The following is a 26,236-nucleotide window of genomic DNA, read 5'->3' as shown; positions in this document are numbered from 1 at the left end:
GTTCTCCTTACTTGCGGGCCCAGGGGAAAAGCTTGCGGTGGATGAAGCGCAGCGTCTGGTCCGTGATGAGGCCGATCAGCCCGATGACGATGATGCCCACAAAGATGCGGTCGGTTTGCAGGAAGCGCTGCGCCTGCATAATGGCATAGCCCACGCCGGAATTGGCCGCGACCAGTTCGGCCACCACCAGATAGGTCCAGGCAAAGCCCAGAGTGAGACGCAGCGTGTCGAAAATGCCCGGCAGCGCCGAGCGCAGCAGAACCTTGTGTACCAACTCGGCATTGGTGGCCCCCAGCGTGCGCGCCGCCTCAATTTGCGACATCGGCACGCGCGAGACATCATCGGAGATCATCAACACCATCTGGAAGAAGGTGCCAATCCAGATGAGCGCGATCTTGGAGGGCTCGCCAATTCCCGCCCACAGCAGCACCAGCGGCATAAAGGCCACGGCGGGCAGGTAACGCGAAAATTCCATCAGCGGCTCAAAGAAGGCGCGCACAGGCATGAAGGCGCCGATATACAGCCCCAAAGGCACGGCCATCACGGCCGAGAGCGCGAACCCGGCCATCACGCGGTAGACGGAGATGCCGGTATTGCCGAGCAGGTCATCGGTGTAGCCCAGTTCCAAGCCTGCTCGGCCACGTCCACCGGGCCGGGAAGGAACATGGGATCGACGAACCCCGAGGCGGTGAGCCCGAACCACACAACCAGCAGGAGCAAAAAGCTGGCCAACGCAACCAGCCGGTAGCTGGTCTTGCCCATGGTGCCGCGCACGGTCCACAGCGGCGCGCGAGCGGGTTTTGCCGTTACGTGAGGGGCTGCGGAAAGCGGTTGTGCGCCAGAAAGAATGGCAGGTCGTGATTCGGCCATAGCTTAGCTCCTGTCTCTTTCGCCAATTGTTTCAGCTCTCTTATGGAGGCCAGGGCCTGCGTCTCGTCATCGCGGTAACACAGGCCCGGAGCCACCTCATCCTCCAAGTTCTCGGTGAGGTCAGCGGCGTCGCCGCACAGTAGAATTGGCGCACCCTGCGGCAGCTCCACCAGCATGGACATATGCCCGGCGGTATGGCCGGGTGTCTCAATGGCGCGCACACCGGGGACCAGATCGTAATCGCAACATGCGCAGCGCCAGGATTTCACGGCGGCAAAGTCATCGGCGAAATAGGCGTCGTCGGCGGGCTCGCGCGCAGCGGCCAGCTCCTTCTCATGCACATGCAATTCGGCATGGCAGAAGTCATGCAGCCCGCCCGCATGGTCGAAATGCAGATGGCCGAGAAAGACCACATCCACATCCTTCGGGGAGAGGCCGAGTACCGCCAGCCGCGCGGGCAGCCTGTCCTCCTCGCGCATCACCGGCGGCTCAAACGGAAAACCGCCATAAAACCGCTGGCGCAGGGCGGGGTCCTGCAGCTTGCGGTGGTCGCAGCCGACATCATAGAGGATGCGCCCATTCGCCGTCTCGATGAGATAGGCAAGAATGGGCGCGGTGATCATCTCGCCCTGGCCGCGATGGCGCGTGGACACCGTCTTCTCGTAGGTATGCGTGCCGGTGAGCAGCGGCCAGAACTTGAGGACCTGCGTCATTACACCGCCGTGAGGAAGGAGACGCCCACCGCGCCTACGAATTGCGCGGCGCGGTTGCCCGAGGCGGCCACGAAGCCGTAATCCGGGTCGGTCACGCGGCGCAGGCGGTTCTTGTGCCAAGTGGCGAACAGCGACATCGCGGCCAGCACCTGCGTGCGGTCCTGGCCGTAGAGCTTGGCGTGCAGGCTGGGTAAATCGTACCAGGGCACCGCCGGACGGGCGTGGTGCGCGTTGTGGTAGGCAAAGTTCAGTGTCAGCAGGTCAAGCACCGGGTGCGAGAGCGAAAGCACGTTGGAGTAGGTGTTGGCATGCTCATAGGCGCGGTCGCGCACCAGTTCGGGAGGTGCCGCGGTCAGCCCCTTCGACTCATAGACGTCATAGGTGTGCTGAAAAGCGTCCATGAAACGCAGGACGTGCAGGAAGATCATGTAGGCGACAACGTAGAAAACCAGCGCCTTGGGCGCGAGGCTCGCCAACACGGCAAAAAACGCCAGGCGCGAGGCCAGCATGATCAGCGCGCGCCGCTTTCGCTCGGCATTCCCGCGCGTGAACTGCGCGGCGATGACGAAGCCGTGCATCAGCAGCTCGACTGCGGGCACATAGGCCCATTCCAACGCCAGGATGAGCTTGGTCACCCAGCCCGGTTGGCGGCGCAAAAAGTCGCGGTAGGAAAAGGTGACGACATCCAGCCGGTCGGCATGGTGGCGCAGATGCTTTTCCTTCAACCCGTCATAGGAGGCAAAGCACGCGCCGGTGAGCCAAGCCATCACCTTGCCGGCGGCATCGTTTTGCGCGGGCTTGGCGAAGATGGAGCCATGCGCGAATTCGTGGATGAAATAGGCGGCTATCACCAACCCATGGGCCACCAGCAGCGTGCCCAGCAGGTTGGCGGCGAGGCTGGGGGCCGTGATGAGCCACAGCCCCGCTCCATACGCCACGGCCAGATAAGCCAGGGCGGCGATATTCGGCGCCGCACCGCCCTTATACCGGAACAGCGCCGACTGGCTCATTTCACACCAGCCTCGGCATTGATGAAGCTGGCGTCATAGGTGTCGGCAATCGGCGGCACCGCCTGGATCTGCCCCTCGGCCTTCAGCAGATCGCCAATCACCGGACCCGACGCCCAGAAGGAGGGCAGTTTGTCGGATTTGGCGAGCACGCCGGGCATCTCGGCCAGAGGCGGGTTCACCACCCCGGCATACTGGGCCTTGGCATCGGCCGCGCCCTCGCCCAGCGCCTTGCCCATAATGGCGTCGGCGTCTTCGGGGTTGGATTTGATGTACTCCTCGCCCTCCACAAATGCCTTGATGAAGGCCGTGATCATGGCCGGGTCGTTCTTGATGCTCTTGGGCGTGACCACTAGCACGTCGGTGATGAGGCCCGGCGCCTGCTTGGAGGAGAACAGCACGTGGAACTTGGTGCCGCCATCCGCCTTTACGATGCCCGTGACGCTCGGCTCGTAGGTTACGCCCACCTTGGCGGAGCCACCCGCCATCACGCCCGGCACGCCCTCGGCGGGAACGTTGATGGAGGTGATGTCGTTCTTGGTCAGCCCCACCTGCTTGAGCGCATAGCCCAGCAGGAAGTCCGACGGCGTAAGCGACGCATAGGCCACCTTCATGCCCTTAAGCTGGGAGACCGAAGTAATGTCGTCGGTGGAGACCATGGCATCGGCACCGGCCGAATAGTCGATGGGCATGACTACCTTAAGGTGCCAACCCTTGGCGTTGGTACCGATCACCTGGTCATAGGTCTCGGTGCCGGCATTCACCTGACCGGAATAGACGGCCGGCGGAATGGCAGCGGGGTCATCGAAATTGACCATGTTCACCTCAAGGCCATTGGCGGCGAAGAAGCCCTTGGCGGCGGCGACATAGATCGGCCCGTAGCCAATCCAGGGTACGATGCCGAGATTGACCTTGGTGGTGGCGGCGGCCGGCACGGCAGAACCGCCCAGCAGGGCCAAGCCGGCGGCAGCCCCCAGAAGGGCTCGGCGCAGCGGTCGCAGAGTATGAGAAACACCGGAACGACGTGTTGTCATTGTTGCATCCTTATGGCGGCTAAAGGCGATGAAAACGGCGATAACGACAAAAAACTTAACCAGATAAGACTAAAAAATAACCATATTAGTCTATAGCCATGGTGAACTCGCTAAATTATGCCAAAATTGTAAACATAACCAAGGAGTAGCCAGGGCTCCGATATCGAAACATCGCTTGCTTTGCCGATTTACTTTCCTTAACAGGAAAGTTATGTCCCGGCGCCCGTCTTTCACGGCCAACATCTCCGATGTCGACATCCGACTGCTGCGGCTGTTCTCCACCGTCGTCGAGTGTGGTGGCTTTGCCGCAGCCGAAGCGCAGCTGCAAACCGGGCTCTCGACCATCAGCAAGCATGTGAAGGAGCTGGAAACGCGGCTGGGGGTCAAATTGTGCCGGCGCGGACGCTCGGGCTTTGCGCTCACCGCCCAGGGGCGCGAGGTGCATCTGGCCGCACAACAGGTGTTTGGCGCGCTCGAAGGCTTCCGGCTGCGCATGAACGGCATCCATACCGAGGTCGTGGGCGAGCTGAATCTGGGCATCATCGACACACTGCTCACCGACCCCAGCTTCCGTCTGGCGCGCGTGCTGGCCACGCTGAAGCGGCGCGCTCCGCGCGTGCAGGTAAATATCTCCGTCGATCCGCCGAATTATCTGGAAAAGGCGCTGCTCGACGAAACGCTGCACGCCGCCATTGTGAGCGTGCGTCAGCGTCTGCCGGGGCTGGATTACCAGCTGCTCTACGGCGAGAGCAACAATCTCTACTGCGCCGAGACGCATCCGCTCTACCCGCGCTGCCCGGACGGCGTGACCGCCGATGAGCTGGCGGAGTGCGAGCTGGTGGGCCGCACGTACGCGGCGCAGGAGGAGTTGCGCATGCTGTTGGGCACGCTGCCGCGCACCGCCACCGCCAATGATGTGGAAGGCGTCGCACTGCTGGTGCTGACAGGCCGCTATATTGGCTATCTGCCTGACCACTACGTGGCGGCCACGCGCTTTGCCCTGCCACTGCGCCGCATGCTGCCGGAGCGGTTTGGCTACACGGTGGCCATGGAATTGGCCACGCGCTCGCGGGCGCATCACCCGCCAGCTGTGGACAGTCTTCTGGCCGATCTGGCGTTGGAATTCGGCCTGGGCAGCGGATCGCTTGGCGCAAGCGCCAAGTAAACTGGATCAATTTTGCCTTTTTTGGTGGCGTGGCGCTTTTTTAGGCTTGCGCCATGACAGACCTTGCCGCCGACATCGCCGCCACCGCCGCCCTGCCCTTGCCCCAGGCCCGCACCCTGCCCAAGGCCGCCTATACCAGCGACGCGTTTTACAGACTGGAGGAGGAGAAACTCTTCCGCACCGGCTGGCTGTGCGTGGCGCATGTCAGCGAGTTGCCCAAGCCCGGCGATTATCTGGCACTGGAGCTGCTGGGCGAGCCCCTGGTGGTCACGCGCGCCGAGGACAGTGCCGTACACGTACTCTCGCGCGTTTGCCCGCACCGGGCCATGGACATTCTCCCCGGCTCCGAGGGGTCCCCGCGCAAGGGCCATGCGCAGCATCTGCTGTGCCCGTATCATGTGTGGTCGTTTGAGCTGGACGGAATGCTGCGCGGCTGCCCGCATATGCAGGAGGCCGACGCCTTCGCCAAAGCCGATTACCCTCTGGCCACACTGCGCAGCGGCATCTGGAACGGCTTTGTCTTTGTCAATTTTGACGGTGCCGCGCCGGAGCTGAAGAGCTGCTACGCGCCGCTGGATGAGCTGCTGGCCCCGTGGAACTTCGCGCAGATGGAAATCGTCATCTCCATGGACTGGGAGTGCGGCTTCAACTGGAAAGTGATGGTGGAGAACTGGATGGAATCCTACCACCATATCGGGGCGCACAGCACCACGCTCAATCCCATCATGCCCGGGCAAAACACCTGGATTGAGCCCGAATCCCCGCATTACGTCCACGCGCATCTGCCCTACACCGCCAAGTTGAAGGCAGAGGTGGCGGATGCCGCCGCGCGCGGCGAGTCCATGCCGGGTTTTCTGCCCCTTCCGGGCCTCAGAGAGGAACAGCAGGCCGAATGGGGGCTGTTCCTCGGGCATCCCTTCTTTATGTTCCTCACCATGCCAGACCGCCTCCTGTGGTACCGGCTGCTGCCGCTGGGCGCTGGGCGCTGCCGATTGCAGACCATGACTCTGGTGAGCAGAGAGACATTGGACAGCCCTGATCTGGAAAAGATGATCGAGGCCGAGACGCCGTTGCTGCGCGACTTCCATGTGGAGGACATGGTCGTGAACAAGGCCGTGCAGGACGGGCTGAATTCGGCCTACGCGGTGCGCGGGCGGCTCTCGCATCTGGAGGAGCCGGTCTGGCTCATCCAGCGTTATCTGGCGGCGCGTTTGGCCGGCAGCTACCCCAAAAAAGCCGAGCGCAAACCCTATTACGGCCCGCGCGCGGCATGAACACGCTTGAGAAGCCGCTGACAGTGGCCGCACTGGCGGGTCTGTGGAGACGCACGCTGCTATGCACCCCTGGCCTTGAGGACACCACCACGCGCGTGGCCTGGCTGCAGGGGCCGTCGCTGTTTGTGGATTTACGCCAGCAGTACGACCGGCCCGATTTTGCGCATGTCCGGGCGCTGGACGATCTCTCGCACGAGGACTGCCTCTGGCTCGCCCGCCAGCAGGGCTTCGCCGGGGTGTTCGCAGAACAGGACGGCGTATTCTGGTGGCACCGCGAGATCGACCTCCAGCCGCAAGCCGCGCAGCCCGATGCGGGCATCCTGTTCTGGGAGGGGAAAACACTGGTCGAGACCGGGCATTTTGCCAACTATCTGGAGCATTGGCAGCGCATGCCCAACTGTCCCGCCACGCCGAGCTGCGCGATGCGTCTGCGGCGCCGAGCCGATGGCCGTGTCGCGATTTTGGTAAGGGCCGGGGAGGTTTTTATGGTCGCGCGGCCGCGCGCCGTGCCGCTGTCGGGGGGCAACCTCGCCGACGCCGTGGCAGCAGCCCCGCTGGGCTTGGCACGCGAACTGGTGGATTGCGAGATCTCGCTGGGCGAGGCCGCCACTTGGCGCATCACGCGCTCCAGCCTGCCCTTCCGCGAGGGTGCGGTGTTCAGCCTGGACGGCTGGGACGTCGAATACCAGGAAGGGGCGTGCGGCTCATGAAATTCCTCATCACTGGGGCGGCCAGCGGCATTGGCCGCGCCACCGCCCGCGCCGCGCTGGCCGCGGGCCACGAAGTGGCCGGGCTGGACGTCGCCCACCCCGAGCCGGAGATCCCCTGGGTCCGCGCGGACCTCACCCAACCCAAGCAGGTGAGTGCCGCCGTGACGCAGGCCGCCGTCACCCTTGGCGGGTTCGACACCGTGGTGAACGCCGCCGGGGTGGAGGTCGACGCGCCGTTGGCCGGGTTGGACATCGCGGCGCTCGACCGCATGTTCGCCATCAATATCCGCGGCCCCATGCTGGTGGCCGCCGCCGCCCTGCCGCATCTGACCAAAGGCGGGTGCATTATCAACCTCGCCTCGGAACTCGCCTATCTCGGCCGTGCCGGGGCCTCAGGCTACTGCGCCACCAAGGCCGCCATTCTGGGCCTCACGCGCTCCTGGGCGCGCGAGCTGGGGCCAGACATCCGCGTGAATGCCGTGGCACCTGGGCCCATTGACACCCCGCTGCTCAATTTCGCCGCCATGTCGCCCGAGATGAAGGCGCTGGAAACCAGCAACCCGCTGCGGCGCATCGGCCAGCCCGAGGAAGTGGCCGCCCTCATCCTATTCCTAGCCTCCCCCGCCGCCAGCTTCATCACCGGACAATGTTTCAGCGCCGATGGCGGCGCTGCCATGCATTAAGGAGCCCCTAAATGGTCGACAGCGTATTCATGGCTGAGCTTTCCTGGCCGCAATGGCAGGAGAAAGTGCCCAGCGGCGCTATCATTTTCCTGCCGCTCGGTGCCACAGAGCAGCACGGGCCGCATCTGCCGCTCAATGTCGATGTCATCCTGCCCACCGCCGTGGCCGAACGGGTGGCACGTGCGGTGGGCGGGCTGGTCGCCCCCACGCTGGCCTACGGCTACAAATCGATGCCGCGCTCGGGCGGCGGGCAGAGCTTCCCCGGCACCACCAGCCTGGATGCGCAGACCTTCAGCCACACCATCCGCGATATTCTGCGCGAATTGGCCACCCACGGCGCGCGGCGCTTTGTGTTGCTCAACGGGCATTTCGAGAACGCCTGGCCCGCCGTGGAAGGTCTGGACCTCGGCTTGCGCGAAATCCGCCGCGACGGCATCGAGGGCGTGACGGCCATGCGTCTGGAATACTGGGACTTTGTTCGCAAGGAGACACTGGACCGCATCTTCCCCGACGGCTTCCCCGGCACCGAGCTGGAACATGCCAGCCTGATCGAGACCTCGCTGATGCTGCTGCTGCGACCGGACCTCGTGGACCTCTCCAAGATCCCGCAGGAGGGGCGCGCAAGCTTCCCGCCTTACGACATCAGCCCCGCCCCGCCTGGCTATCTGCGCGAGAGCGGCGTGCTGGCCGATGCCCGCGGCTCCCGCGCCGAGATCGGCCAATGGCTGCTGGACGACCATGTGGAGCTGATCACCGCCGCAGTGCGGAAGGAGTTCGGGCTTTAAAATTACCGCGGCGCGGCGATCTGCTCAGGGTCTGCGGCAGGCAATCTGCGGCGCTTTTATCGGCACATCTTCAGAAAAACCTAACCAGAACCACTTTAAATCGTTATTTTCTTAATCCAGTTCGTTCAATAGACATAGCCGTGGATGCCGGCCTTACCGGCCAAACTCCCTGAAAATTCGCAAAAGGACACTGGGCATGTCAGTTGAAAGGGTCGAGACGCTCGTTATTGGCGGCGGTCAGGCCGGCATCGCGGCGAGTGAGCATTTGAGCAAGGCCGGTGTGCCTCATCTTGTCGTCGAGCGGCACCGCATCGCCGAGCGCTGGCGCGCGGAACGATGGGATTCGCTGGTTGCCAACGGCCCGGCTTGGCATGATCGCTTCCCCAACAAGCTGTTCACGGCCACTGATGCGGACGGCTTTGCCCCCGCCAGCGAAATTGTGGACTATCTCGTTAAATACGCTGAAGAAGTTAAGGCGCCCATCCGCACCGGCGTCGCGGTGACGGCCCTGCGCAAAACCGCTTGGGGCTTTGCCGCCGAGACGCCGCAGGGCGTGATCGAGGCGAAGAACGTGATTACCGCCACGGGGCCGTTCCAGCGCGCGGTCATCCCCGCCGTGGTGCCGGAAGAGGCGGGCATCACGCAGCTCCACTCCGCGCATTACCGCAATCCCACCCAGCTGCCGGCCGGCGCGGTGCTGGTTATTGGCGCCGGGTCTTCGGGCGTGCAGATCGCCGACGAGTTGCGCCGCGCCGGACGTCAGGTCTATCTCGCGGTGGGGGCGCATGACCGGCCGCCGCGCAGCTATCGCGGCAAGGATTTCGTATGGTGGCTGGGCGCGCTGGGCCTGTGGAATGCCGAAGCCCGGACGCCGTCCATGTCGCATGTCACCATCGCGGTGAGCGGCGCGCGGGGCGGCCATACCGTGGACTTCCGCGACTTGGCCGCGAGCGGCATCACGCTGGTGGGCCGAGCCGAGACCTACGAAAACGGCGTGCTGCGCTTTGCCCCGGATCTGGCCGAGCGGATTGCCGAAGGCGACGCCAATTACCTGGCCATGCTGGATGCCGCCGACGCCTATATCGCCCATGAGGGGGTTGACCTGCCCGAGGAGCCAGAGGCCCGAAATCTGGCACCGCTTCCGGCCTGCGTGACGGACCCGCTGCTGACGCTGAACCTGACCGAGGCGGGGATCTCCTCCATTGTTTGGGCCACCGGCTATACACTGGATTTTGGCTGGATCGAGATCGACGTCTTTGACGAGAAGGGCACCCCGCGCCATAAGCGCGGCGTCTCCGAGGTGCCGGGGCTCTACTTCCTGGGCCTGGCTTGGCTCTCGCGCCGCGCCTCGCCCTTCATCTGGGGCGTGTGGCACGACGCCGCCTATATCGCCGAACACATCGCCGCGCGGGGGGCCGCATGATGCTGCCGTTCAAACTCGACATGGACCGCGTGGCGCTGGACACCTGGGGCGCGCCCGAGGATATCGGCGCCACCACGGTAGAGGGGCCCATAGCGGTCTCTGGCAAGATCCTGTTTGGCAGCCTCAAAAGCCCACTCTCCGGCGGGCTGTACGCCGCCAGCCAGGGCAAGTACCGCGTCACCTATCCGTTCCACGAGCACGCCACCCTGCTCGATGGCCAACTCGCCCTGACCGACGAGACCACCGGCCAGACCGTAATATATGGTCCGGGCGACAGCTGGATCATCGCCGAGGGCACCACGGTGCTGTGGGACATCCGCTCCAGCCACATCCGCAAGAGCTACTTGGCGGTCACTTCAGCCAGCGAGGCACAGACATGATTCACAAACGCATCCGCCCCTTCAACACCAAAGACACCTACCCCGAGCAGCAGCTGGACAACGACCTCTGCCAGGCGGTGGTGACGGGCAAGAGCATCTATCTGCGCGGCCAAGTGGCGCAGGATCTCGACACGCGCGAAAACGTGGCAGTGGGCGACCCCGCCGGCCAGGCCGAGAAGGTGATGGAGAATATCGACATCCTGCTCCGCGAATGCGGCGCCGGGCTTGAGAACATCTGCAAGGTAACGGTGTATCTTACCGACATCCGCTTCCGCGAGGCCGTGTACCGCGTGCTGGGGCGTTGCATGAAGGGCGTATACCCGGTCTTCACCGGCCTCGTGGTCGTGGCGCTGGCGCGACCGGAATGGCTGGTCGAGGTCGACGTCATCGCCGAGTTCGAGTAGGCCGGTTCACTCGTCCCCCGGCACCCCGTAGCTCGGCGCGGCGCCAGGGTTGAGCGCGCGGGTGACATAGTCGCGCATCTGCGGCGCCCAGACTTCCCAAAGTGCCGCCAGTTCGGTCAGCGGCGCGTCGTGCCAGTCCACGCGCAGATCGGCCAGCGGCCAAGCCTCGCGGTCCACCACGATGAGCCCGGCCGAGCGAAGGGAACCGGCCTCGCCTCCTGCTGCCAGCCCCGCCTGCATCGCCGCAATCACCCGCGCTCCTAGCTCCTGCGCCGGGTCAGACGCCGCGAAAGCCGCACGCACCGCCTCCGGCACGCCGGTATTGGCCAGCAGATTGCCCGCCGAGACGGCATCCTGCCCCTTGGCTTGCGCATGCACACCTAGCGTCTTGCCGCCGGACCACGCGGCGGTGCGCCCGGCGGCGGCCACCACGGTAAGCTGCCGGTACGCGGGGAAGCTGGCCCCCGCCAGCACCCGGGCCAGCGCCGCCTCGGCCTCCAGCCCCTCGGCCAAAGCCTCCAGCAAAGCCGGGCCCAGCCGCGGATCCGTGACATTCTGGGTGGTCACCGCCCCCACCCCGGCGCGGGCGAAGGCGCAGCGCGCAGCTACGGTGGGCGAGGAGGAGGTGACAGCCACGGCGAATTGTCCGGTGCGCGGGCAGCGCGCGGCGAGCGAGAAGGTCACGAGCGGCACTCCTTTATGTTGTGCCGCCATGTTGCCACCCGCCCCGGTTCTGTAAAATATAATCTACCAAGGCTTTGCTTCGGAAAGGTCTAACCCATGCGCTTCACGCTCAAGCAGATCGCCTATTTCGTCGCCACGGCGGAGACGGGCAGCATCACCCTGGCCTCCGAGCGCGTGAACATCTCGCAGCCCTCCATCTCCTCAGCCATCACGGCGCTAGAGGAAGCCTATGGCATCCAGCTCTTCATCCGCCACCACGCGCAGGGGCTCTCCCTCACCGCCGAGGGCCAGCGCTTCCTGCGCGAGGCAAGGGCCCTGCTGCTGCAGGCCGAGGAGGTGGAAAACGCCGCCTTGGTCATCTCGGCGCGGGTGGCCGGGCCACTGGAAATCGGCTGCCTCTCCACGCTGTTCCCGCTGGTCATCCCCGAGCTGCTCACCCAGTTCAAGCAGCGGCACGAGGCCGTGCGCGTCTCCGCTCTGGCCGGGCATCAGACCGAGCTATTCGAGCATCTGCGCGCCGGGCGCATCTCGCTGCTGCTGACCTACGACATGGCCATTCCGCCGGATTTCGACTTCATTCCCCTGGCCCCGGTGCCGCCTTATGCCTTTGTCGGCACCACACACCCTTTCGCACGCCGCCGCTCGGTGACGCTGCGCGAACTGGCGGAGGATAATTTCCTGCTGCTCGATTTGCCGCAGAGCCGCGACTATTTCTTCTCGCTGTTCCGCCAGGCCGGGGTGAACCCGAACATCACCGGCCGCTACCAGTACATCGACGTCATCCGCAGCCTGGTGGCGCGCGGCGAGGGCTACAGCCTGGCCAACGCGCAGCCCAAGAACACCGCCACGCTGGACGGACGCAAGCTCTCCTATCTGGCGCTGGAGGATACGCTGCGCCCGCTGATCTATGGCATCGCCCTGCTCAAGGGGCTGCGGCGCACGCCCACGGCAGAGGCGTTCATTGGCCTGTGCCAGGAGTTGCTGCGCAACAAGCCGCTGCCGGGGACGAGGTAGAATTAAAATTCTCTCATGTGGAGCGCCACATCTCCGCCATACCGCCTCGCTATCCGGCTCGTCGACCCGGCTTGCGCCGGTTGTCAGCTGGACCAAAAGAGGGGTTAATGAAGAGACTATCCATCGCTGCCGTGCTTGCCGCCCTATCTCTTGGCACACCGGTTCACGCCCAGGCAGATCCAGAGAACATTGCCGAGCTACTGGCCGCCCACAATGCCTATCGAGCAGATCTCGGCCTTCCGCCGTTACGGTGGTCCGACCATCTGGCGGCTAACGCGCAGCAATGGGCTGATCATCTTGCCGAGATTGGACAGCTCGAGCACAGCGGACCGGGTCAGAACTTGGCAATGGCTGCGTCTGGCACCCAGTCGCTAACGCAGTTGGTTGACCTGTGGGGCGGCGAGCAGGCTTACTTTACGAATGGCAACTTCCCGGACATCTCCACGACCGGAAATTGGGTGGATGTCGGCCATTACAGCCAACTGGTCTGGAAGGCGACGACCGAGGTTGGATGCGGGTTCGCATCGAGCAATGGGGTCGACTTTCTGGTCTGCGATTACGATCCGCCAGGAAATGTCATGGGAGAGCGGGCCTACTAGCTGTATTCACCCTACCCCAGCGTCGCAACCATCCGGTCGAGGAAGGCGTCGCAGGCGACCAGCTCCTCGCGGGTGACGTATTCATCGGCCTTGTGCGCGCGGTCGATGCTGCCGGGGCCGCAGATCACCGTTTGCGTGTCCAGGGCATGGGCGAACAGCCCGGCCTCGGTGCCAAAAGCAACCTTACCGGTCTCCGCCGCTCCCGCCGCTACCAGGGCCTGCTGCGTGATCGGCGCATCAAGCGGCGTTTCCACGCCGGGATATTCGTTGGTCACCCTCACCTCCACCACGCCGCCGTTGGAGGATGCCGCGAGCCTTGCCCCCGCCACGCGCAGGCGGGCAAGCTGCGCCCCGGTGTTCTCGCCGGCCAGATAGCGGATCTCGAACTCGATATCGCAGGCATCCGGCACGATGTTCAGCGCCACGCCGCCCGAGATCTTCCCGGGCTGCAAGGAGGTGTGCGGGAAGGGATAAGCGTCGTCTCGCCCCGCCTGGATCAACTCCTCCTGCATAATAGCCAACTCCGCCAGCATGGAGCCGGCCAGCGCGATGGCGTTGCAGCCCAGCGCCGGGTTGGCCGAGTGCGCCGCCCTGCCCCGGCAGCAGATGCAGCCCGCGATTTTGCCCTTATGCCCGGTGATGACGCGCAGCTCCGTCGGCTCGCCGATGACGCAGCCCTGGGCCTTGAAGCCCCCCGCCTGCAAGCGCGTCAGTAGGTCGCGCACGCCCACACAGCCTATCTCCTCGTCATACGAAAAAGCCAGATGCAGCGGGCGGGTGAGCTTGCTCTTGTCCGCACGCTCGGCGGCGGTGAGCATGGCGGCGAGGAAGCCCTTCATGTCACTGGCGCCGCGGGCAAAGAGCCGCCCGTCGCGCTCAGTGAGGGTGAACGGGTCCGAATGCCAGTCCTGCCCGGCCACGGGCACGACGTCGCTATGGCCCGAGAGCACCAGCCCCGCCCCGGTGACCGGCCCGAAACTGGCCAGCAGGTTGAACTTGCCCGGCAGCGCCCCGGCCATGGTGTGGATGCGCCCGCCCGCCTGGGTGATGCGCCCTGCTGCGTAGCGGATCAGCTCCTCGTTGGACGCGGCGCTGATGGTGGGAAAGGCGGCCAGCCTGGCCAGGGTTTCGGCAGTGTTGGGCATTAACAGAGCCTAGCGCCTGGCGCGGCGCCGGAAAAGCCGCAGATTGCCGTTTGAATTTGCGCATATTTCACGCAGGCGTTCCAGGGGGTGCAAAAAAACTGCCCAACTGCCGAGACACAGGGTTCCCGTTGGTTCGATAAATTCAACGCAAAGCTTCCGTGGCTTCGTGTTAGCCAAATCGCAACAATTCCATTCCGGAGTGTGAGGCTTATGCCGCGGAACCCGCGCTACGACACCCTGTTCGAGCCCATGAAGACCGGCCCGGTCATCGCTCAACACCGCTTCTGCCAAGCGCCGCATTGCAACGGGCTTCTCCCCTTAACCTCCAGAAAGGATCTTGCCCATGGCTAATGAAAGACCGGGTGCCGTCGAACAGCACACCATCTACCAGATCCCGCACGACCAGCGTCACGGCACCTTCCGCGACCTGTTCACCATCTGGTTCGGCTCGAACATCATGATGCTGACCATCGTGACCGGCGCGCTCGCCACCACGGTGTTCAAGCTCGATTTCCTGTCCTCCATCGCGGCCATCGCGGTGGGCAATCTGGTCGGCGCCATCTTCATGGCGCTGCATGCCGCGCAGGGGCCGCAGCTGGGCGTGCCGCAGATGGTGCAGACGCGCGGCCAGTTCGGCTCCATCGGCGCTGTGCTGGTGGTGGGCATTGTGATCATCATGTATGTCGGCTTCCTGGCCTCCAACATCGTGCTTGGCGGACAGTCACTACACACGGTCTTCCCGGGCATCAGCCAGAACGCGCTTATTGTGCTCATTGCCGTGGTCAGCGTCGTCGCCACCATCTTCGGGCATGACCTCATCCACGCCTATGCCCGCATCCTCACCTATGCCTCGGGGGCGGCGCTGGCGCTCACCTTTGTGTGGATGGTCTTCGTGCACGGCCTGCCGACCGGGGTGATGCACATGAACGCCTTCTCCCTGGCCGGGTTCTGCTCGATGATCTCGGTGGGCGCGCTGTGGCAAATCGCCTATGCCCCCTATGTCTCGGACTACACGCGTTACATGCCGCATGACACCGGCGCGGTGCCGGCCTTCTGGGCCTCCTACTGGGGCTGCTCGCTGGGCTCGATCCTGCCCATGATCCTGGGCGCGTTGCTGGGGCTCGTCGCCGCCAATGGCGACCCGGTCGGCGGGCTCACCGCCTTCACTGGTCCCGCCGCCATTCCCATCGTCGTCATCTTCTCGGTGGGCATCGCCGGCACCAACGCCATGAACCTGTATTGCGGCGTGCTCTCCACCATCACGCTCGTCCACACCTTTGCCTCCTCCTGGACGGCGGGGGCGGCGGCGCGCATCGTCACCGCGGCCGTCCTCACCGCCATCGGCCTGGGCATCGCCCTGTTCGCCGCTGGCAACTTCCTCACCAACTACACCAACTTCATCCTGATGCTGCTCTACGTGCTGGTGCCGTGGACAGCGATCAACCTGGTGGATTTCTACCTGGTGCGCGAAGGCGACTACGACGTGGCCGCCTTCTTCACCGCTGAGGGCGGTGTGTACGGGCGGTTCAACAAGCCCGCCATCGCCTGCTACATCTTCGGCATCCTCATCCAGCTGCCCTTCGTGGACACCACGCTCTACACCGGCCCCGTGGCCAACATGCTTGGCGGTGTGGACATCTCCTGGATTGTCGGCCTGCTGACCGTCAGCCCCATCTACTACCTGCTGGCCCGCAAGACGGCACCCAAGCCGGCCGCCGCCGAATAAGCCGGACCCACCGGGGCGGCGAGACGCGCCGCCCCCAACCGCCCTTCCGGAGTCCAGGAATGACCCACAGCCTGCGCAAAGACTCGCTCTCATTCTTCGAATCCCTCACGCTCGGCGTGGCGGGTTCGGGCCCGGCCAATGCCATCTCGCTGGCCATGGGCGCGCTCATCGGCACGGCCGGGCTGCGCAGCCCGCTTTACGTGCTCATCTTCGCCGTGCCGATGCTGGGCATCGCGCTTGCCTACAAGGCGTTGAACCGGCGCGTGACCCATGCCGGCGCCGCCTTCAACTGGGTGGGGCTGACCTTCGGCAAGTTCCACGGCTTCATGTCCGGCTGGGCGCTCATCACCGCACAGATGATCTTCATCATTTCCGGCGTGGTGCCGCTCTCCACCGCCGTGCTGGATTTCATCAACCCGGCCCTCGCCAGCAGCGTGCCGCTCACCACCGGGCTCTCGGCGCTATGGTTCCTGGCCATCGTCGGGGTCATCATGCTGGGCATCAAGATGACCTCCTATCTGCAGCTCCTGATGGTCGCCTTTGAGATGCTCGTGCTGCTGGGCGTGGGCATAGCGGCCCTGGTGCATGCGCATGGTGCGCCCGCTGCCAATCCGTGGTCGCTGATCGATTACTCGCCGCACTATTTCTTCTCCACCGCCACGTTGCCGGAATTCTCGGCGGCGGCGCTGATCGTCATCTTCCTGTACTGGGGCTGGGACGTCACCGCCAATCTCGGCGAGGAGACCGCCAATGGCGAGCATGCCGCCGGCAATGGCGGGCTCTCGGGCGTGTTCGTCACCATCTTTCTCTACTCGCTGTATGCCGCCGTCACACTGATGCTGCTCAGCGCCGCCGACACGGCCAGCGACTCCAGCAACCTGCTTTACAGCTTGGCGCTGGCAGCGGGGCTGGGGCGGTCGGGCGGGCTCATTGTCTCGGTGGCGGTCATCTTCTCCTCGACCGCCACGGTGCAGACGGGCATGCTGCAGGTCACACGCACGCTCTTCGCCATGGGGCGCGACGGCGCGCTGCCCTTCTCCTTCGGCACGGTGCATCCGCGCACCCACAACCCCGCCACCGCCACCTGGTGGCTCGTCGGCACCGGGTTGGTGGGCATCCTGGTCACCGGCTTCATGCCCTCGGTCAGCGCCATTCTCTCCGACGCCGTGGCCGCCACCGGCCTGCAGGTGGCGTATTATTTCGGCATGGCCGGGCTGGTGTGCGCCTGGGTGCATCGCACCGCCTATCGCAGGTCGTGGAAGCAGTTTCTGCTCTACGGCCTGTTTCCCGGCCTTAGCGCTGTGGTGCTGATTATCACCGGTGTCTACGCCATCACCACCTTCAACTTCACCACCGCTTGTGTGGGCATCGGCACGCTGCTGGCCGGCGTGCTGTTCTTCCGTCCGCGCCGGTACACCGTGGAGGGCGAGCTGCTCTCCGCCACGCCCGAGTAAACCGAGGAACGTCCATGACCGAAAAGACCTATTCGGAGTGGCGCCGCCTGGCGGACTCCGCGGTGCTGCCGATGCAGCTGTTCATCGATGGCGCCTATTGCGCCGCCGAGGGCGATGCCGTTTTCGCCAAGCGCAACCCGGCTACCGGCGCGGTGCTGGGCCAAGTGGCGCGCGGCAGTGCTGCGGACATCGACCGCGCCGTGGCCGCCGCGCGCGCCGCTTACGAGGACAAACGCTGGCGCGGCAAGCCCATGGCCGAGCGGCGGGACATTCTGCTGCGCCTCGTAGCGCTGATCGAGGCCAATGCCGACAAGCTCGCCGTGGCCGAGAGCCTGGACATGGGAAAGCCAGTGGCCGAAGCCGCCAGCATCGACATCCCCGGCGCCGCCGCCGTGTGGCGCTATTATGCCGAAGCCATCGACAAAATCGGTGGCGAGACGGCGCCCGCCAATGACGGCAACCTCGCCATCGTCTCCCGCGAGCCACTGGGCGTGGTGGGGGCGATCGTGCCTTGGAACTTCCCCTTCGACATGGCCGCCTGGAAGTCTGCTCCGGCGCTGGCGGCCGGGAATTCGGTGGTGCTGAAACCCTCCGAGCGCTCGCCCTTTTCCGCGCTGATGCTGGCGGCGCTGGCGCGCGAGGCGGGCATCCCCGATGGCGTGTTCAACGTCGTTACCGGCTTCGGCGCCGAGGCAGGCAAGGCGCTGGCCCTGCACAACGATGTCGATTGCCTGGCCTTCACCGGCTCCACCCGCACCGGACGCACGCTGATGGGCTATTCGGGCGAGTCCAACCTCAAGCAAGTCTGGCTGGAGTTGGGCGGCAAGAGCCCCAACCTGGTGTTCGGGGACGCTGATCTCGACGCCGCCGCGCGGATGGCCGCATTCGGCATCTTCTTCAACGCCGGGCAGGTGTGCTCGGCCAATTCGCGGCTGCTGGTGGATCGGCGCATCCATGCCGGGTTCGTGGAGCGGCTGGTGGCGCAGGCTGCCGCTTACCAGCCCGGCGACCCGCTGGACCCGGCCTGCCGCATGGGCGCGCTGGTGGATGACGCGCATCTGGCCCAGGTGCTGCGCGCCATCGAGGCCGGCAAGGCGCATGGGCGGCTCGTGGCCGGTGGCGCGGCCGCGCCGCTGCACCCCAAGGGCGCCTTCCTGCAGCCGACCATCTTCGACAATGTGGACCCGGCCTCCGCCCTGGCGCGGGAGGAAATTTTTGGTCCGGTGCTCAGCGTCATCCCATTCGACACTGAGGATGAAGCCATCCGTCTGGCCAATGATTCTGAATATGGCCTCGCCGCGTCGGTCTGGACCCGCGACGTCAACCGCGCCCTGCGTGTTTCCGGGGCGCTGCGGGCGGGCACCGTCTCGGTAAACACGGTGGATGCGCTCTCCCCGCAGACGCCGTTCGGCGGCATCAAGCAGTCGGGCTTCGGGCGCGACCTCTCCCTGCACGCGCTCGACAAGTTCTCCGCCCTCAAGACGACATGGATCAAGTTCCAATGAAACACGGTCCGCGCCCTGCCGCTTACGACATCCTGTTTGAGCCGGTGAAGATCGGCCCGGTCACCGCCCGTAACCGTTTCTACCAGGTGCCGCATTGCAACGGCATGGGCTACCGCGACCCCACGGCGCTGGCCACCATGCGCGGTATCAAGGCCGAGGGCGGCTGGGCCGTGGTCTGCACCGAACAGGTGGAGATGCACTACAGCTCGGACATCACGCCCTTCATCGAGCTGCGGCTCTGGGATGACCGGGACATCCCTGCCCTCGCCCGCATGGCCGAGAAGATCCATGAGCACGGGGCGCTGGCGGGCATTGAGCTGGCCTATAATGGCATGAACGGCCCGAACCTGTACTCGCGTGAGGTGCCGATGGGCCCGGCGCATCTGCCGGTGGCGACGTTCTCTTACGATCCCGTCCAAGCGCGGCGGATGGACAAGACCGATATCGCGAACCTGCGCGCCTGGCATCTGACGGCGGTGCGGCGCGCGCAAAAGGCGGGGTTCGACCTGATCTACGTGTATGCCGCCCACGCGCTGGGGTTTTTGCACCACTTCCTTTCGCGCCGGTACAATGACCGCACGGATGAATACGGCGGCAGCCTGGAAAACCGCGTGCGTCTGCTGCGCGAGATCACCGAGGAGACCAAGGCGGCGGTGGGCGATGTCTGCGCCGTGCCGATCCGCATTTCCGTCGATGAACTGCTCGGCGAAGGCGGGCTAGAAAGAGCCGAGGTGGAGGACATGATCGGCCTACTCGCCGACCTGCCCGACCTCTGGGACGTGACCCTGGCCGGCTGGGAGAATGACAGCCGCACCTCGCGCTTTGCCGAGGAAGGCGCGCAGGAGCCGTTCATCTCCGGCATACGCCGCCTGACGAACAAGCCCGTGGTGGGGGTGGGGCGTTATACCTCGGTGGACCGCATGGCAGCATTGGTGCGCAAGGGCGTGCTCGACCTCATTGGTGCGGCTAGGCCCTCAATCGCCGATCCGTTCCTGCCCAAAAAGCTGCAGGAGGGGCGGATCGAGGACATCCGCGAATGCATCGGCTGCAACATCTGCGTCTCGGGTGACTTCACGCAATCGCCGCTGCGCTGCACGCAGAACCCGACCATGGGCGAGGAATGGCGCAAGGGCTGGCATCCGGAGCGCATAAGGGCGCGCGAGAGTGAAAAGCCGGTGCTGATCATCGGCGGAGGCCCGGCTGGGCTGGAGGCGGCGCACGCGCTGGGCAAACGCGGCTACGATGTGGCTCTGGCCGAGGCAGGCACCGAGCTGGGCGGGCGCGTTACACGGGAGGCGAAACTGCCGGGTTTGGCGGCCTGGGCGCGGGTGCGTGATTACCGACTGTTGCAACTGCACAAGCTGCCGAATGTGCAAACGTACCTTGCCAGCCGCCTTTGCACCGCCGAGGTGCTGGAATTCGGCTACCCGCGCATAGTCATCGCCACCGGCGCCAAATGGCGGCGGGACGGCGTAGGCCACCAGCACACAAGCCCGCTGCCCATCGCGCCGAGGGCCGTGGTGGTCACGCCCGACGACATCATGGACGGCGCGTATCCAGCCGGTACGCGCGTGTTGGTATGGGATGACGACCATTATTACATGGGTGGGGTGATGGCTGAGGCTTTGGCGGCGAAGGGCTATGCGGTGACTTACGCCACGCCGGCCTCGGAAGCCTCCACCTGGACGCGCAACACCATGGAGCAGCATTTCATTCAGAAGCGCCTGCTGGAGGCGGGGGTGGAAATCATCGTCTCGCACACGCTCACCGCCATCGCGCCGGACCATGCCGTGCTGGACTGCGTTTTCACCGGACGGCAGAAGGTGTTGGAGATAGATGCGGTGCTGCCGGTGACGGCGCGCCTGCCCGAGGAAATGCTGCTGCACGAACTGCGTGCGGCGGATCTGGCAGCAACGGGGATCGAGTCCGTCACCGCCATCGGCGATGCCCTGGCCCCGGCGACCATCGCGCATGCCGTATATGCCGGGCGGCGCTATGCTGAGGAACTGGACGCCACGCCTTTGCCACCGGACACGTTGCCTTTCCGCCGCGAGATCACCGAACTGCTTTGAGACTGTTTGAGACTGCAAGCATAGCATTATTCTTGCCACCAATGCGGCTGCGCTTTACGCCGCGAAGGTGGCCAACCTTCAAGCCGCTTTGGAACAGTCGGACATTCGGCTTGAGGCCATGGAGGTATTGCACACGCTGATCGAGCGGATTGTGCTGACGCCTGACGAGACCTCGCCGAACCGTCTGGCCATTGAGCTGTACGGCGATCTGGCGACGATCATGAACCTGGCCTCGTCAACCGGCCCGACCCGGGTCGACGAGCTGGTGACGTCGCGGCCGCTCGACTGGTTCGAGCACAACGTCATTGGCACGGTGCCGCTGCGCTATCCCGGCGCGCTGCGCCGTGTCTATCCGGGCTTCCTGCAAATCGCCGGGTTCATGTCCATGAACCTGGACCGGCACGTCAACGCGTACGTCAAGCTGTTCGATAACCTGATTCAGGGGGACAGCGAAAGCGCCGCGGCCACGCGGGCGTTTTACGACGAATACCTGACAGTCATGGACCTGCCAGCAGAATTCTATCTGCAGACTGTCCACGAGGTATTCCAAGAGCATTCTCTGCCCAGAGGGCAACTCAAAACCCAAGGCTGCCCGATTGATCCGTCGGCGATCCAGCGGACGGCACTGCTTACGATCGAAGGCGAAAATGACGACATTTGCGGTGTCGGTCAAACAGAAGCCGCGCATGAGCGCGTGCCGATGCTTGCCGGCCGGCAAGCATCGCCATCATGTGCAGCCCGGTGTCGGCCATTACGGTCTGTTCAATGGACGCCGCTGGACGGCTGAGATCTATCCCGTGGTCAAGGATCATATCCGGCAGAGTGAACGGTCGATTTCCCGACCTGCGGTGAACCGGTCACCTCCCTTCAGGGTTTCAGTGCCTGCTCCCGGATAGTGAATCGGCGTAACGCCGTGACGCTATAAAACCTACCTCAATTTGATGGTCGGCGCGCCGAAAGGCGTCGAAACCCCTTGCCGATTCACAATGAACCGAGCTTGCCCCATACTTTTAAATTATAAGCCTTCCGGCCTCGATGATCCGCTTCAAAAACACCTGGGTCCTTGATTGCTGCGGCGCGGTAAAAATCTCTTCTGGCGTACCTTGCTCATGCACCTGCCCCTGATGCAGGAAGACGATTTTATCCGCCGCCTCGCGGGCAAAGCCCATCTCATGGGTAGCCAGAATGATGGTGATACCCTCAGCGCGCAGATCGCGCACGATGTTCAACACCTCCGCCACTAGCTCGGGGTCGAGGGCGGAGGTGATCTCGTCAAGCAGCAATGCCTGCGGGTCCATGGCGAGGGCGCGTGCAATGGCGACGCGCTGCTGCTGCCCGCCAGAGAGACGGTCAGGGTATTCGCCGGCCTTGGCTTCAAGCCCGATGCGCGCCAGCAGATGGAAGGCTCGGTCCTGCGCCTCGCTGCGCGCGAGACCGAGCACCTTGAGCGGAGCCAGCATGATGTTCTGCAGAACCGTCATATGCGGGAATAAATTATAGCTCTGGAACACGATGCCGACATTGCGGCGCAGCGCATTGAGATCAACCCCCGGACCGCTGACGCGCTGACCTTGCAGCCGGATTTCGCCACCGTTGATCGGCTCCAGACCGTTAATACAGCGCAGCAGCGTGGATTTGCCACAGCCGGAAGAGCCGATCAGGCAGATGATTTGATGTTGCTCGACATCGAGGCTGACGCTGTTCAGGACGCGAACGGCGCCAAAATTCTTTTGGACATCGCGTATTTCTAAAAATGACATGCTGCCGCTCCTTAGCCGCCGGCTTGGGTACGGCGCTGGTCGCGCGCGATCAGCCGGTCAACCAGCCGCGCCTGGGGAATGGTGATGACAATAAACAGCAACGCCACCGTCGTCACCGCGGAGAGATTGAAGTGGTTGCTGGCGATGATCTTGGCCTGGTTAAACGCCTCGACCGTTCCAACAACGCTGACTAAAGCCGTATCTTTCTGCAGGCTGATGAAGTCGTTGAGTAGCGGCGGCACAATGCGCTTCAACGCCTGCGGCACCACGACGAAGCGCAACGTTTGCAGATAGCTCAAACCCAACGAGCGTGCTCCCGCCGCCTGACTCCAATGAATGCTGCTGATACCGGCCCGATAGATCTCCGCCTCATAGGCGCCATAGCTCAACGTCAACGCCAGCACCGCGAGCCAGATTGGCGACAGATTGCTAAACAGCGCGAGGCCGGTGAGCGGCAGACCAAAGGCGATGAGATAAACCGCCACGATCGTCGGCAAAGCGCGGAATAGATCGCAATAAATGGTGGCCATGGTCCGGACAGGCAATCCCGCCGGGCCGGGGGCCATGCGTGCCAGGGCGATCAGAAGCCCCCAGACCAAGATCAATACCTCGGCACTCAGGAAGATCTCGATATTATATTGAAACGCTGTCAGCACCAGCGGGGCGGTGTCGCGGATCAGCCCAAGGTCGAAGAACGTCTCACCAACGGCGAAGTGATTTACCGCAATGAACAGGGCAAAGAGGAACACCAAGCCCGCGGCGAGAGCATAGCCCGCCGTGCAGAGCGCCCAGTTCTTGGACTCCAGAACATGCGCCCGCAGTGCCGAGATATCCGCCGCGCTCCGAATGGCAGCACGCGCCGCGAGCAGGCTACGCGCCACTGGCCAGCCCAAAGCGAGGGAGAGGCTGGCGACGCCGAGCAAACCCAGCGTCACCGGAGCAGATACGTAATTTATACTGATAAGCTCGCGACGAATGTAGACCGCACTCCATAGCCCGCCCGCGAGCGTGGCTGCGGCAACCGCCACGGCGAAGAGCCCCCAAAGCACCGCCGCGCGTGACGAAGCCGGTGCCACACCTGCCCGCGCCCATCGCGCGACATTGATCTGGGCGGCGGGGGAAAGGCCGTTTTTGTTCACAGAATCACTCTGATCGTTCAGACGGAGAGACTGTCTGCTCAGGGCGTGAAATAGGGGATCTTGGTCGGATCCTGCCCCCAGGCTCCGGCCAGGTAGGTCTTCGCCAATAGTTTCGTGGTGCCGTCTTTCACCAACGAGGCGATCACCTCATTTAGTACCGCCTCATTGGCTGAACCCTTGGGGTAAAGGGCGGCATAAACCTCGCCGGTGGAATATTGCGCGAGCACCGTCAGTCGGCCATGCGACTGCGCCGCCGCCCCGAGAGCGTCGGCAGTGTCGGTCAGCACGGCATCGACCTGCCCGGCGGCGACGGCGGTGAACAGCGTCGCCTCATCGGGATACACCCGCACAGGCTGCGTTGGCTTGAGCTTGTCATTAACGAAATCAGCGCCGGTGGTGCCCGACTGGATACCGATCCGAGCAGATTTGATGCTTTGGGCGGTAAACTTGGTACCCGCTTTTACCAGAATGCCGATATCGGAGCTGAAGTAGGGCACCGAGAAATCGACCACCTTCTGCCGGTCGGGGGTAACGGAAATTTCGTTGAGGGCGAGGTCGAAATCATGGGTCTGGCCCGCGACGAGCGCATCCCAATCGACGTTTTTCACCTGCACCTTCGGCAAACCGAGGCGATAGGCAATGTTGGCGGCAAGGCAGTATTCGTAGCCGTCTTGGATTGAATCAACCGTATCGCCATTCCACCACACCGGCGCCGGCAGGTTTACCTCGACGGTGATTTGCCCAGGAATTGCCGGATGAATTTTAAACGCGGCCTTATCGCCAATAACCGTGCAATGGCCGATAGTATCGGCACGGGCAGAGATGCCCCCGAGGGCTCCGGTGGCGACAAGCAGCAGCCCCAGACCGGCAGCGCGAAATTTTTTTACCATGCTCCAAAACCCTCTGCGACCATTGGCGCCCTGCTGTTGCAAAGCGACCGTACAATTAAAGGCCGTTATTTCATCGTGTTGACATGCGTTGTCATATTATCCATTTAGTCTATCGTCAACATGGTATTATTTTTTCAGGTCAAGCATGGGTGCCGCGGCGCATCCGAGGAGTGGCGGGCGTGACGAAGATTCAAATTCTCGATGGCGGTATGGGCCGTGAGTTAAACCGCATTGGCGCCCCGTTCCGCCAGCCGGAATGGTCGGCCCTCGCCCTGCTGGAAGGTCCGGAATTCGTCCGCCGCGCGCATGATGCTTTCATCGAGAGCGGAGCGCGCATCATCACCACGAATAGCTATGCGGTAGTGCCGTTTCATCTCGGACAGGAGCGTTTCGCAGCGCGGGGGACTGAGTTGGCGGCGCTGGCCGCGCAGATCGCACGCGCCGCGGCGGATGCGGCACCTGACGCTGTTCTGGTCGCCGGGTCCTTACCTCCGGCGCTGGGCTCTTATCGGCCTGACCTCTTTGACCATGACCAGTCAGTGGCGATCCACCGGCAGCTGATCGCCGGGATGGCTGATCATGTCGACGTCTGGCTAGCGGAAACGCAAAGCTCGCTGGCAGAAGTCCAAGCGGCGGCCGAGGCGTTAGCTGGGTCGGCAAAGCCGTTATGGGTTTCCTACACACTCGAAGATGACCCCGACGATGTGCAGCCCGTGCCCAGCCTGCGCTCTGGCGAAAGCGTCGCTGATGCGGTGGCGGCAGCCCTGAGGCTCGGAACCAAGGCTATTCTCTTTAATTGCAGCCAGCCCGAGGTCATGGCACCAGCACTCGCGGTGGCGAGCGCCGCCATAAGCGCCCAAGGCAGCGCCGTAGCGCTCGGCGTCTATGCCAACGCCTTCCCCCCGCAACGCAAAAATGCCGCTGCCAACGCCGGTCTCGACGAACTGCGCCCCGATGTCAGTGAAGAAACTTACCGCGTCTGGGCGCGGCGATGGGCCGACGCCGGGGCGACAATCATCGGCGGCTGCTGCGGCATAGGACCGGAGCATATCCGCATGCTAGCCGCTGACTTGGCGACGTGAACGAACGTCTGCTTGTTGCCGTTACGCACTCCATAGCAGCCAGGCCGCTTTCGTGGAGAGTTTCGGGCGCCGCAGGCGTACGAAAGTCCCCGAAGAACTAACCCGCTGCGCGGGAATGGTGCTTGCGGTGAGGGCACCACACGAGTTTCCAGGACATGGTTTTTATTGAGCGTTTGGGCGGCCCTGCCTGAGGATACTGGCTTCTTTCATTGCAAAGGAGCCCCCCATGACCAAGCCTGTTTCGCCACCGCCGATTGATCTGCGCCAGCGGATGATTGAGGATATGGAGATGCGTCGTTTCTCGCGGGAGACGCAGCGCAATTACCTCCGCGATGTCGGGCGCTTTGCCAAATTTCTTGGCCGTTCGCCCGACACGGCAACAGCGGACGATGTCCGCCAGTTCCAGATTGTGCAGCGTGACGCAGGGACGCCGGTGCCGACCATGAACAGCATCGTTTCGGCGTTGCGGTTCTTCTTCGCCATCACGGTCGACCGGCCGGATCTGGCGCGCAAATTGGTCCGGGCTGTGAATCGGCACCACAACGGGGCCCCGGCGCCGATAATGGATAGAAGACTGAAAAGATTGGGGAGTTTCGTGGATTACAGGGTCCCAATCGGCGCCGATCTAGACCCCACCCATTAGGCAATTTCTTTCGATAAATCAGTTTATTATCCATCATAGATACCGGGGTCCCATTGTGGCGCCGATTCACAGATA

Annotated in this window: 28 protein-coding genes; 18 read left to right on the top strand and 10 right to left on the bottom strand. The window is 63.9% G+C overall.

Going from position 1 to position 26,236, the window contains the following annotated elements; translation table 11 throughout:
• Window positions 1-7: 7 nt before the first annotated feature.
• From ACLPJJ_RS08960 to ACLPJJ_RS08940, 5 genes are read right to left on the bottom strand one after another with little or no spacing between them, the layout of a single operon-like run.
• Entirely contained in the window at window positions 8-628 is a 621-nt protein-coding gene (locus tag ACLPJJ_RS08960) for an ABC transporter permease (protein WP_443590630.1), read from the bottom strand.
• On the bottom strand, window positions 568-774 hold the full coding sequence (locus tag ACLPJJ_RS08955; RefSeq protein ID WP_443590629.1) for a hypothetical protein: 207 nt from the start codon (window positions 772-774) through the stop codon (window positions 568-570). Before ACLPJJ_RS08955 ends, ACLPJJ_RS08960 begins: the two co-directional genes overlap by 61 nt.
• A 32-nt stretch (window positions 775-806) precedes the next feature.
• Entirely contained in the window at window positions 807-1,583 is a 777-nt protein-coding gene (locus ACLPJJ_RS08950; RefSeq protein WP_443590628.1) for an N-acyl homoserine lactonase family protein, read from the bottom strand.
• Complete coding sequence (locus tag ACLPJJ_RS08945) at window positions 1,583-2,593, bottom strand: fatty acid desaturase family protein (RefSeq protein ID WP_443590627.1); 1,011 nt, start codon at window positions 2,591-2,593, stop codon at window positions 1,583-1,585. The genes ACLPJJ_RS08950 and ACLPJJ_RS08945 overlap by 1 nt, the downstream gene beginning before the upstream one ends.
• The gene (locus tag ACLPJJ_RS08940; RefSeq protein WP_443590626.1) at window positions 2,590-3,624 is read right to left on the bottom strand and encodes an ABC transporter substrate-binding protein; all 1,035 of its coding nucleotides are present in this window, start codon (window positions 3,622-3,624) and stop codon (window positions 2,590-2,592) included. Before ACLPJJ_RS08940 ends, ACLPJJ_RS08945 begins: the two co-directional genes overlap by 4 nt.
• Window positions 3,625-3,835: 211 nt before the next feature.
• On the opposite strand from ACLPJJ_RS08940, the gene ACLPJJ_RS08935 reads away from it, so the two are divergent.
• The 8 genes from ACLPJJ_RS08935 (at window position 3,836) to ACLPJJ_RS08900 (ending at window position 10,448) form a co-directional block, all read left to right on the top strand.
• A complete protein-coding gene (locus ACLPJJ_RS08935; protein ID WP_443590625.1) occupies window positions 3,836-4,789 on the top strand; it encodes a LysR family transcriptional regulator in 954 nt (317 codons plus the stop codon).
• 53 nt (window positions 4,790-4,842) lie between these two features.
• Window positions 4,843-6,063 (top strand): aromatic ring-hydroxylating oxygenase subunit alpha, encoded by a 1,221-nt coding sequence (locus ACLPJJ_RS08930; protein ID WP_443590624.1) that lies wholly within the window; start codon window positions 4,843-4,845, stop codon window positions 6,061-6,063.
• The gene (locus ACLPJJ_RS08925) at window positions 6,060-6,773 is read left to right on the top strand and encodes a hypothetical protein (RefSeq protein ID WP_443590623.1); all 714 of its coding nucleotides are present in this window, start codon (window positions 6,060-6,062) and stop codon (window positions 6,771-6,773) included. Before ACLPJJ_RS08930 ends, ACLPJJ_RS08925 begins: the two co-directional genes overlap by 4 nt.
• Window positions 6,770-7,456, top strand: coding sequence for an SDR family NAD(P)-dependent oxidoreductase (locus ACLPJJ_RS08920; protein ID WP_443590622.1), 687 nt, complete (start codon window positions 6,770-6,772; stop codon window positions 7,454-7,456). Before ACLPJJ_RS08925 ends, ACLPJJ_RS08920 begins: the two co-directional genes overlap by 4 nt.
• 11 nt (window positions 7,457-7,467) lie before the next feature.
• Window positions 7,468-8,241 carry a creatininase gene (locus ACLPJJ_RS08915; RefSeq protein ID WP_443590621.1) on the top strand — a complete coding sequence of 258 codons (774 nt, stop codon included), beginning with the start codon at window positions 7,468-7,470 and terminating at the stop codon, window positions 8,239-8,241.
• A 196-nt stretch (window positions 8,242-8,437) separates the two neighbouring features.
• Window positions 8,438-9,664 (top strand): flavin-containing monooxygenase, encoded by a 1,227-nt coding sequence (locus ACLPJJ_RS08910; RefSeq protein WP_443590620.1) that lies wholly within the window; start codon window positions 8,438-8,440, stop codon window positions 9,662-9,664.
• Entirely contained in the window at window positions 9,661-10,044 is a 384-nt protein-coding gene (locus ACLPJJ_RS08905) for a cupin domain-containing protein (protein WP_443590619.1), read from the top strand. Before ACLPJJ_RS08910 ends, ACLPJJ_RS08905 begins: the two co-directional genes overlap by 4 nt.
• Window positions 10,041-10,448, top strand: coding sequence for a RidA family protein (locus ACLPJJ_RS08900; RefSeq protein ID WP_443590618.1), 408 nt, complete (start codon window positions 10,041-10,043; stop codon window positions 10,446-10,448). The genes ACLPJJ_RS08905 and ACLPJJ_RS08900 overlap by 4 nt, the downstream gene beginning before the upstream one ends.
• A gap of 6 nt (window positions 10,449-10,454) precedes the next feature.
• On the opposite strand, the gene ACLPJJ_RS08895 is transcribed toward ACLPJJ_RS08900, so the two are convergent.
• Entirely contained in the window at window positions 10,455-11,132 is a 678-nt protein-coding gene (locus ACLPJJ_RS08895) for a DUF1028 domain-containing protein (protein ID WP_443590617.1), read from the bottom strand.
• 96 nt (window positions 11,133-11,228) lie between these two features.
• Here ACLPJJ_RS08895 and ACLPJJ_RS08890 point away from each other — a divergent pair, with 96 nt between their 5' ends.
• Window positions 11,229-12,146, top strand: coding sequence for a LysR family transcriptional regulator (locus tag ACLPJJ_RS08890; RefSeq protein ID WP_443590616.1), 918 nt, complete (start codon window positions 11,229-11,231; stop codon window positions 12,144-12,146).
• Window positions 12,147-12,253: 107 nt separating this feature from the next.
• Window positions 12,254-12,745: a CAP family protein gene (locus ACLPJJ_RS08885; protein ID WP_443590615.1), complete on the top strand. Its 492-nt coding sequence runs from the start codon at window positions 12,254-12,256 to the stop codon at window positions 12,743-12,745.
• An 11-nt stretch (window positions 12,746-12,756) separates the two neighbouring features.
• On the opposite strand, the gene argE is transcribed toward ACLPJJ_RS08885, so the two are convergent.
• Window positions 12,757-13,890 (bottom strand): acetylornithine deacetylase, encoded by a 1,134-nt coding sequence (argE, locus tag ACLPJJ_RS08880; protein ID WP_443590614.1) that lies wholly within the window; start codon window positions 13,888-13,890, stop codon window positions 12,757-12,759.
• A gap of 343 nt (window positions 13,891-14,233) precedes the next feature.
• Between argE and ACLPJJ_RS08875 the strand changes: the two genes are divergently transcribed.
• The 6 genes from ACLPJJ_RS08875 to ACLPJJ_RS08850 all read left to right on the top strand — a co-directional run bounded on the left by ACLPJJ_RS08875 (window position 14,234) and on the right by ACLPJJ_RS08850 (window position 21,543).
• Entirely contained in the window at window positions 14,234-15,616 is a 1,383-nt protein-coding gene (locus ACLPJJ_RS08875) for a purine-cytosine permease family protein (protein ID WP_443590613.1), read from the top strand.
• A gap of 59 nt (window positions 15,617-15,675) precedes the next feature.
• Window positions 15,676-17,070 carry an APC family permease gene (locus ACLPJJ_RS08870; protein ID WP_443590612.1) on the top strand — a complete coding sequence of 465 codons (1,395 nt, stop codon included), beginning with the start codon at window positions 15,676-15,678 and terminating at the stop codon, window positions 17,068-17,070.
• A gap of 14 nt (window positions 17,071-17,084) precedes the next feature.
• Window positions 17,085-18,575 (top strand): aldehyde dehydrogenase, encoded by a 1,491-nt coding sequence (locus tag ACLPJJ_RS08865; RefSeq protein WP_443590611.1) that lies wholly within the window; start codon window positions 17,085-17,087, stop codon window positions 18,573-18,575.
• Complete coding sequence (locus ACLPJJ_RS08860) at window positions 18,572-20,647, top strand: oxidoreductase (protein WP_443590610.1); 2,076 nt, start codon at window positions 18,572-18,574, stop codon at window positions 20,645-20,647. The genes ACLPJJ_RS08865 and ACLPJJ_RS08860 overlap by 4 nt, the downstream gene beginning before the upstream one ends.
• A gap of 127 nt (window positions 20,648-20,774) precedes the next feature.
• Window positions 20,775-21,434 (top strand): hypothetical protein, encoded by a 660-nt coding sequence (locus ACLPJJ_RS08855; protein WP_443590609.1) that lies wholly within the window; start codon window positions 20,775-20,777, stop codon window positions 21,432-21,434.
• Entirely contained in the window at window positions 21,334-21,543 is a 210-nt protein-coding gene (locus ACLPJJ_RS08850; protein ID WP_443590608.1) for a hypothetical protein, read from the top strand. Before ACLPJJ_RS08855 ends, ACLPJJ_RS08850 begins: the two co-directional genes overlap by 101 nt.
• A gap of 114 nt (window positions 21,544-21,657) precedes the next feature.
• Here ACLPJJ_RS08850 and ACLPJJ_RS08845 read toward each other — a convergent pair whose 3' ends face one another.
• The 3 genes from ACLPJJ_RS08845 to ACLPJJ_RS08835 are packed head-to-tail and all read right to left on the bottom strand — an operon-like array spanning window position 21,658 to window position 24,436.
• On the bottom strand, window positions 21,658-22,407 hold the full coding sequence (locus ACLPJJ_RS08845) for an amino acid ABC transporter ATP-binding protein (protein WP_443590607.1): 750 nt from the start codon (window positions 22,405-22,407) through the stop codon (window positions 21,658-21,660).
• Window positions 22,408-22,418: 11 nt separating this feature from the next.
• Window positions 22,419-23,546, bottom strand: a complete 1,128-nt coding sequence (locus tag ACLPJJ_RS08840; protein ID WP_443590606.1) for an amino acid ABC transporter permease — start codon at window positions 23,544-23,546, stop codon at window positions 22,419-22,421.
• Window positions 23,547-23,584: 38 nt separating this feature from the next.
• Window positions 23,585-24,436 (bottom strand): ABC transporter substrate-binding protein, encoded by an 852-nt coding sequence (locus ACLPJJ_RS08835; RefSeq protein ID WP_443590605.1) that lies wholly within the window; start codon window positions 24,434-24,436, stop codon window positions 23,585-23,587.
• 170 nt (window positions 24,437-24,606) lie between these two features.
• On the opposite strand from ACLPJJ_RS08835, the gene ACLPJJ_RS08830 reads away from it, so the two are divergent.
• Together ACLPJJ_RS08830 and ACLPJJ_RS08825 are read left to right on the top strand one after the other, a co-directional pair.
• A complete protein-coding gene (locus tag ACLPJJ_RS08830; protein WP_443590604.1) occupies window positions 24,607-25,518 on the top strand; it encodes a homocysteine S-methyltransferase family protein in 912 nt (303 codons plus the stop codon).
• A gap of 226 nt (window positions 25,519-25,744) precedes the next feature.
• Window positions 25,745-26,161, top strand: a complete 417-nt coding sequence (locus ACLPJJ_RS08825; RefSeq protein ID WP_443590603.1) for a site-specific integrase — start codon at window positions 25,745-25,747, stop codon at window positions 26,159-26,161.
• Window positions 26,162-26,236 lie beyond the last annotated feature (75 nt).

Source organism: Acidocella sp., assembly GCF_052326845.1.
Lineage (GTDB): Bacteria > Pseudomonadota > Alphaproteobacteria > Acetobacterales > Acetobacteraceae > Acidocella.
The sequence above is the reverse complement of the archived record's forward strand: the minus strand, read 5'-3'. Positions and strand labels throughout refer to the sequence as shown.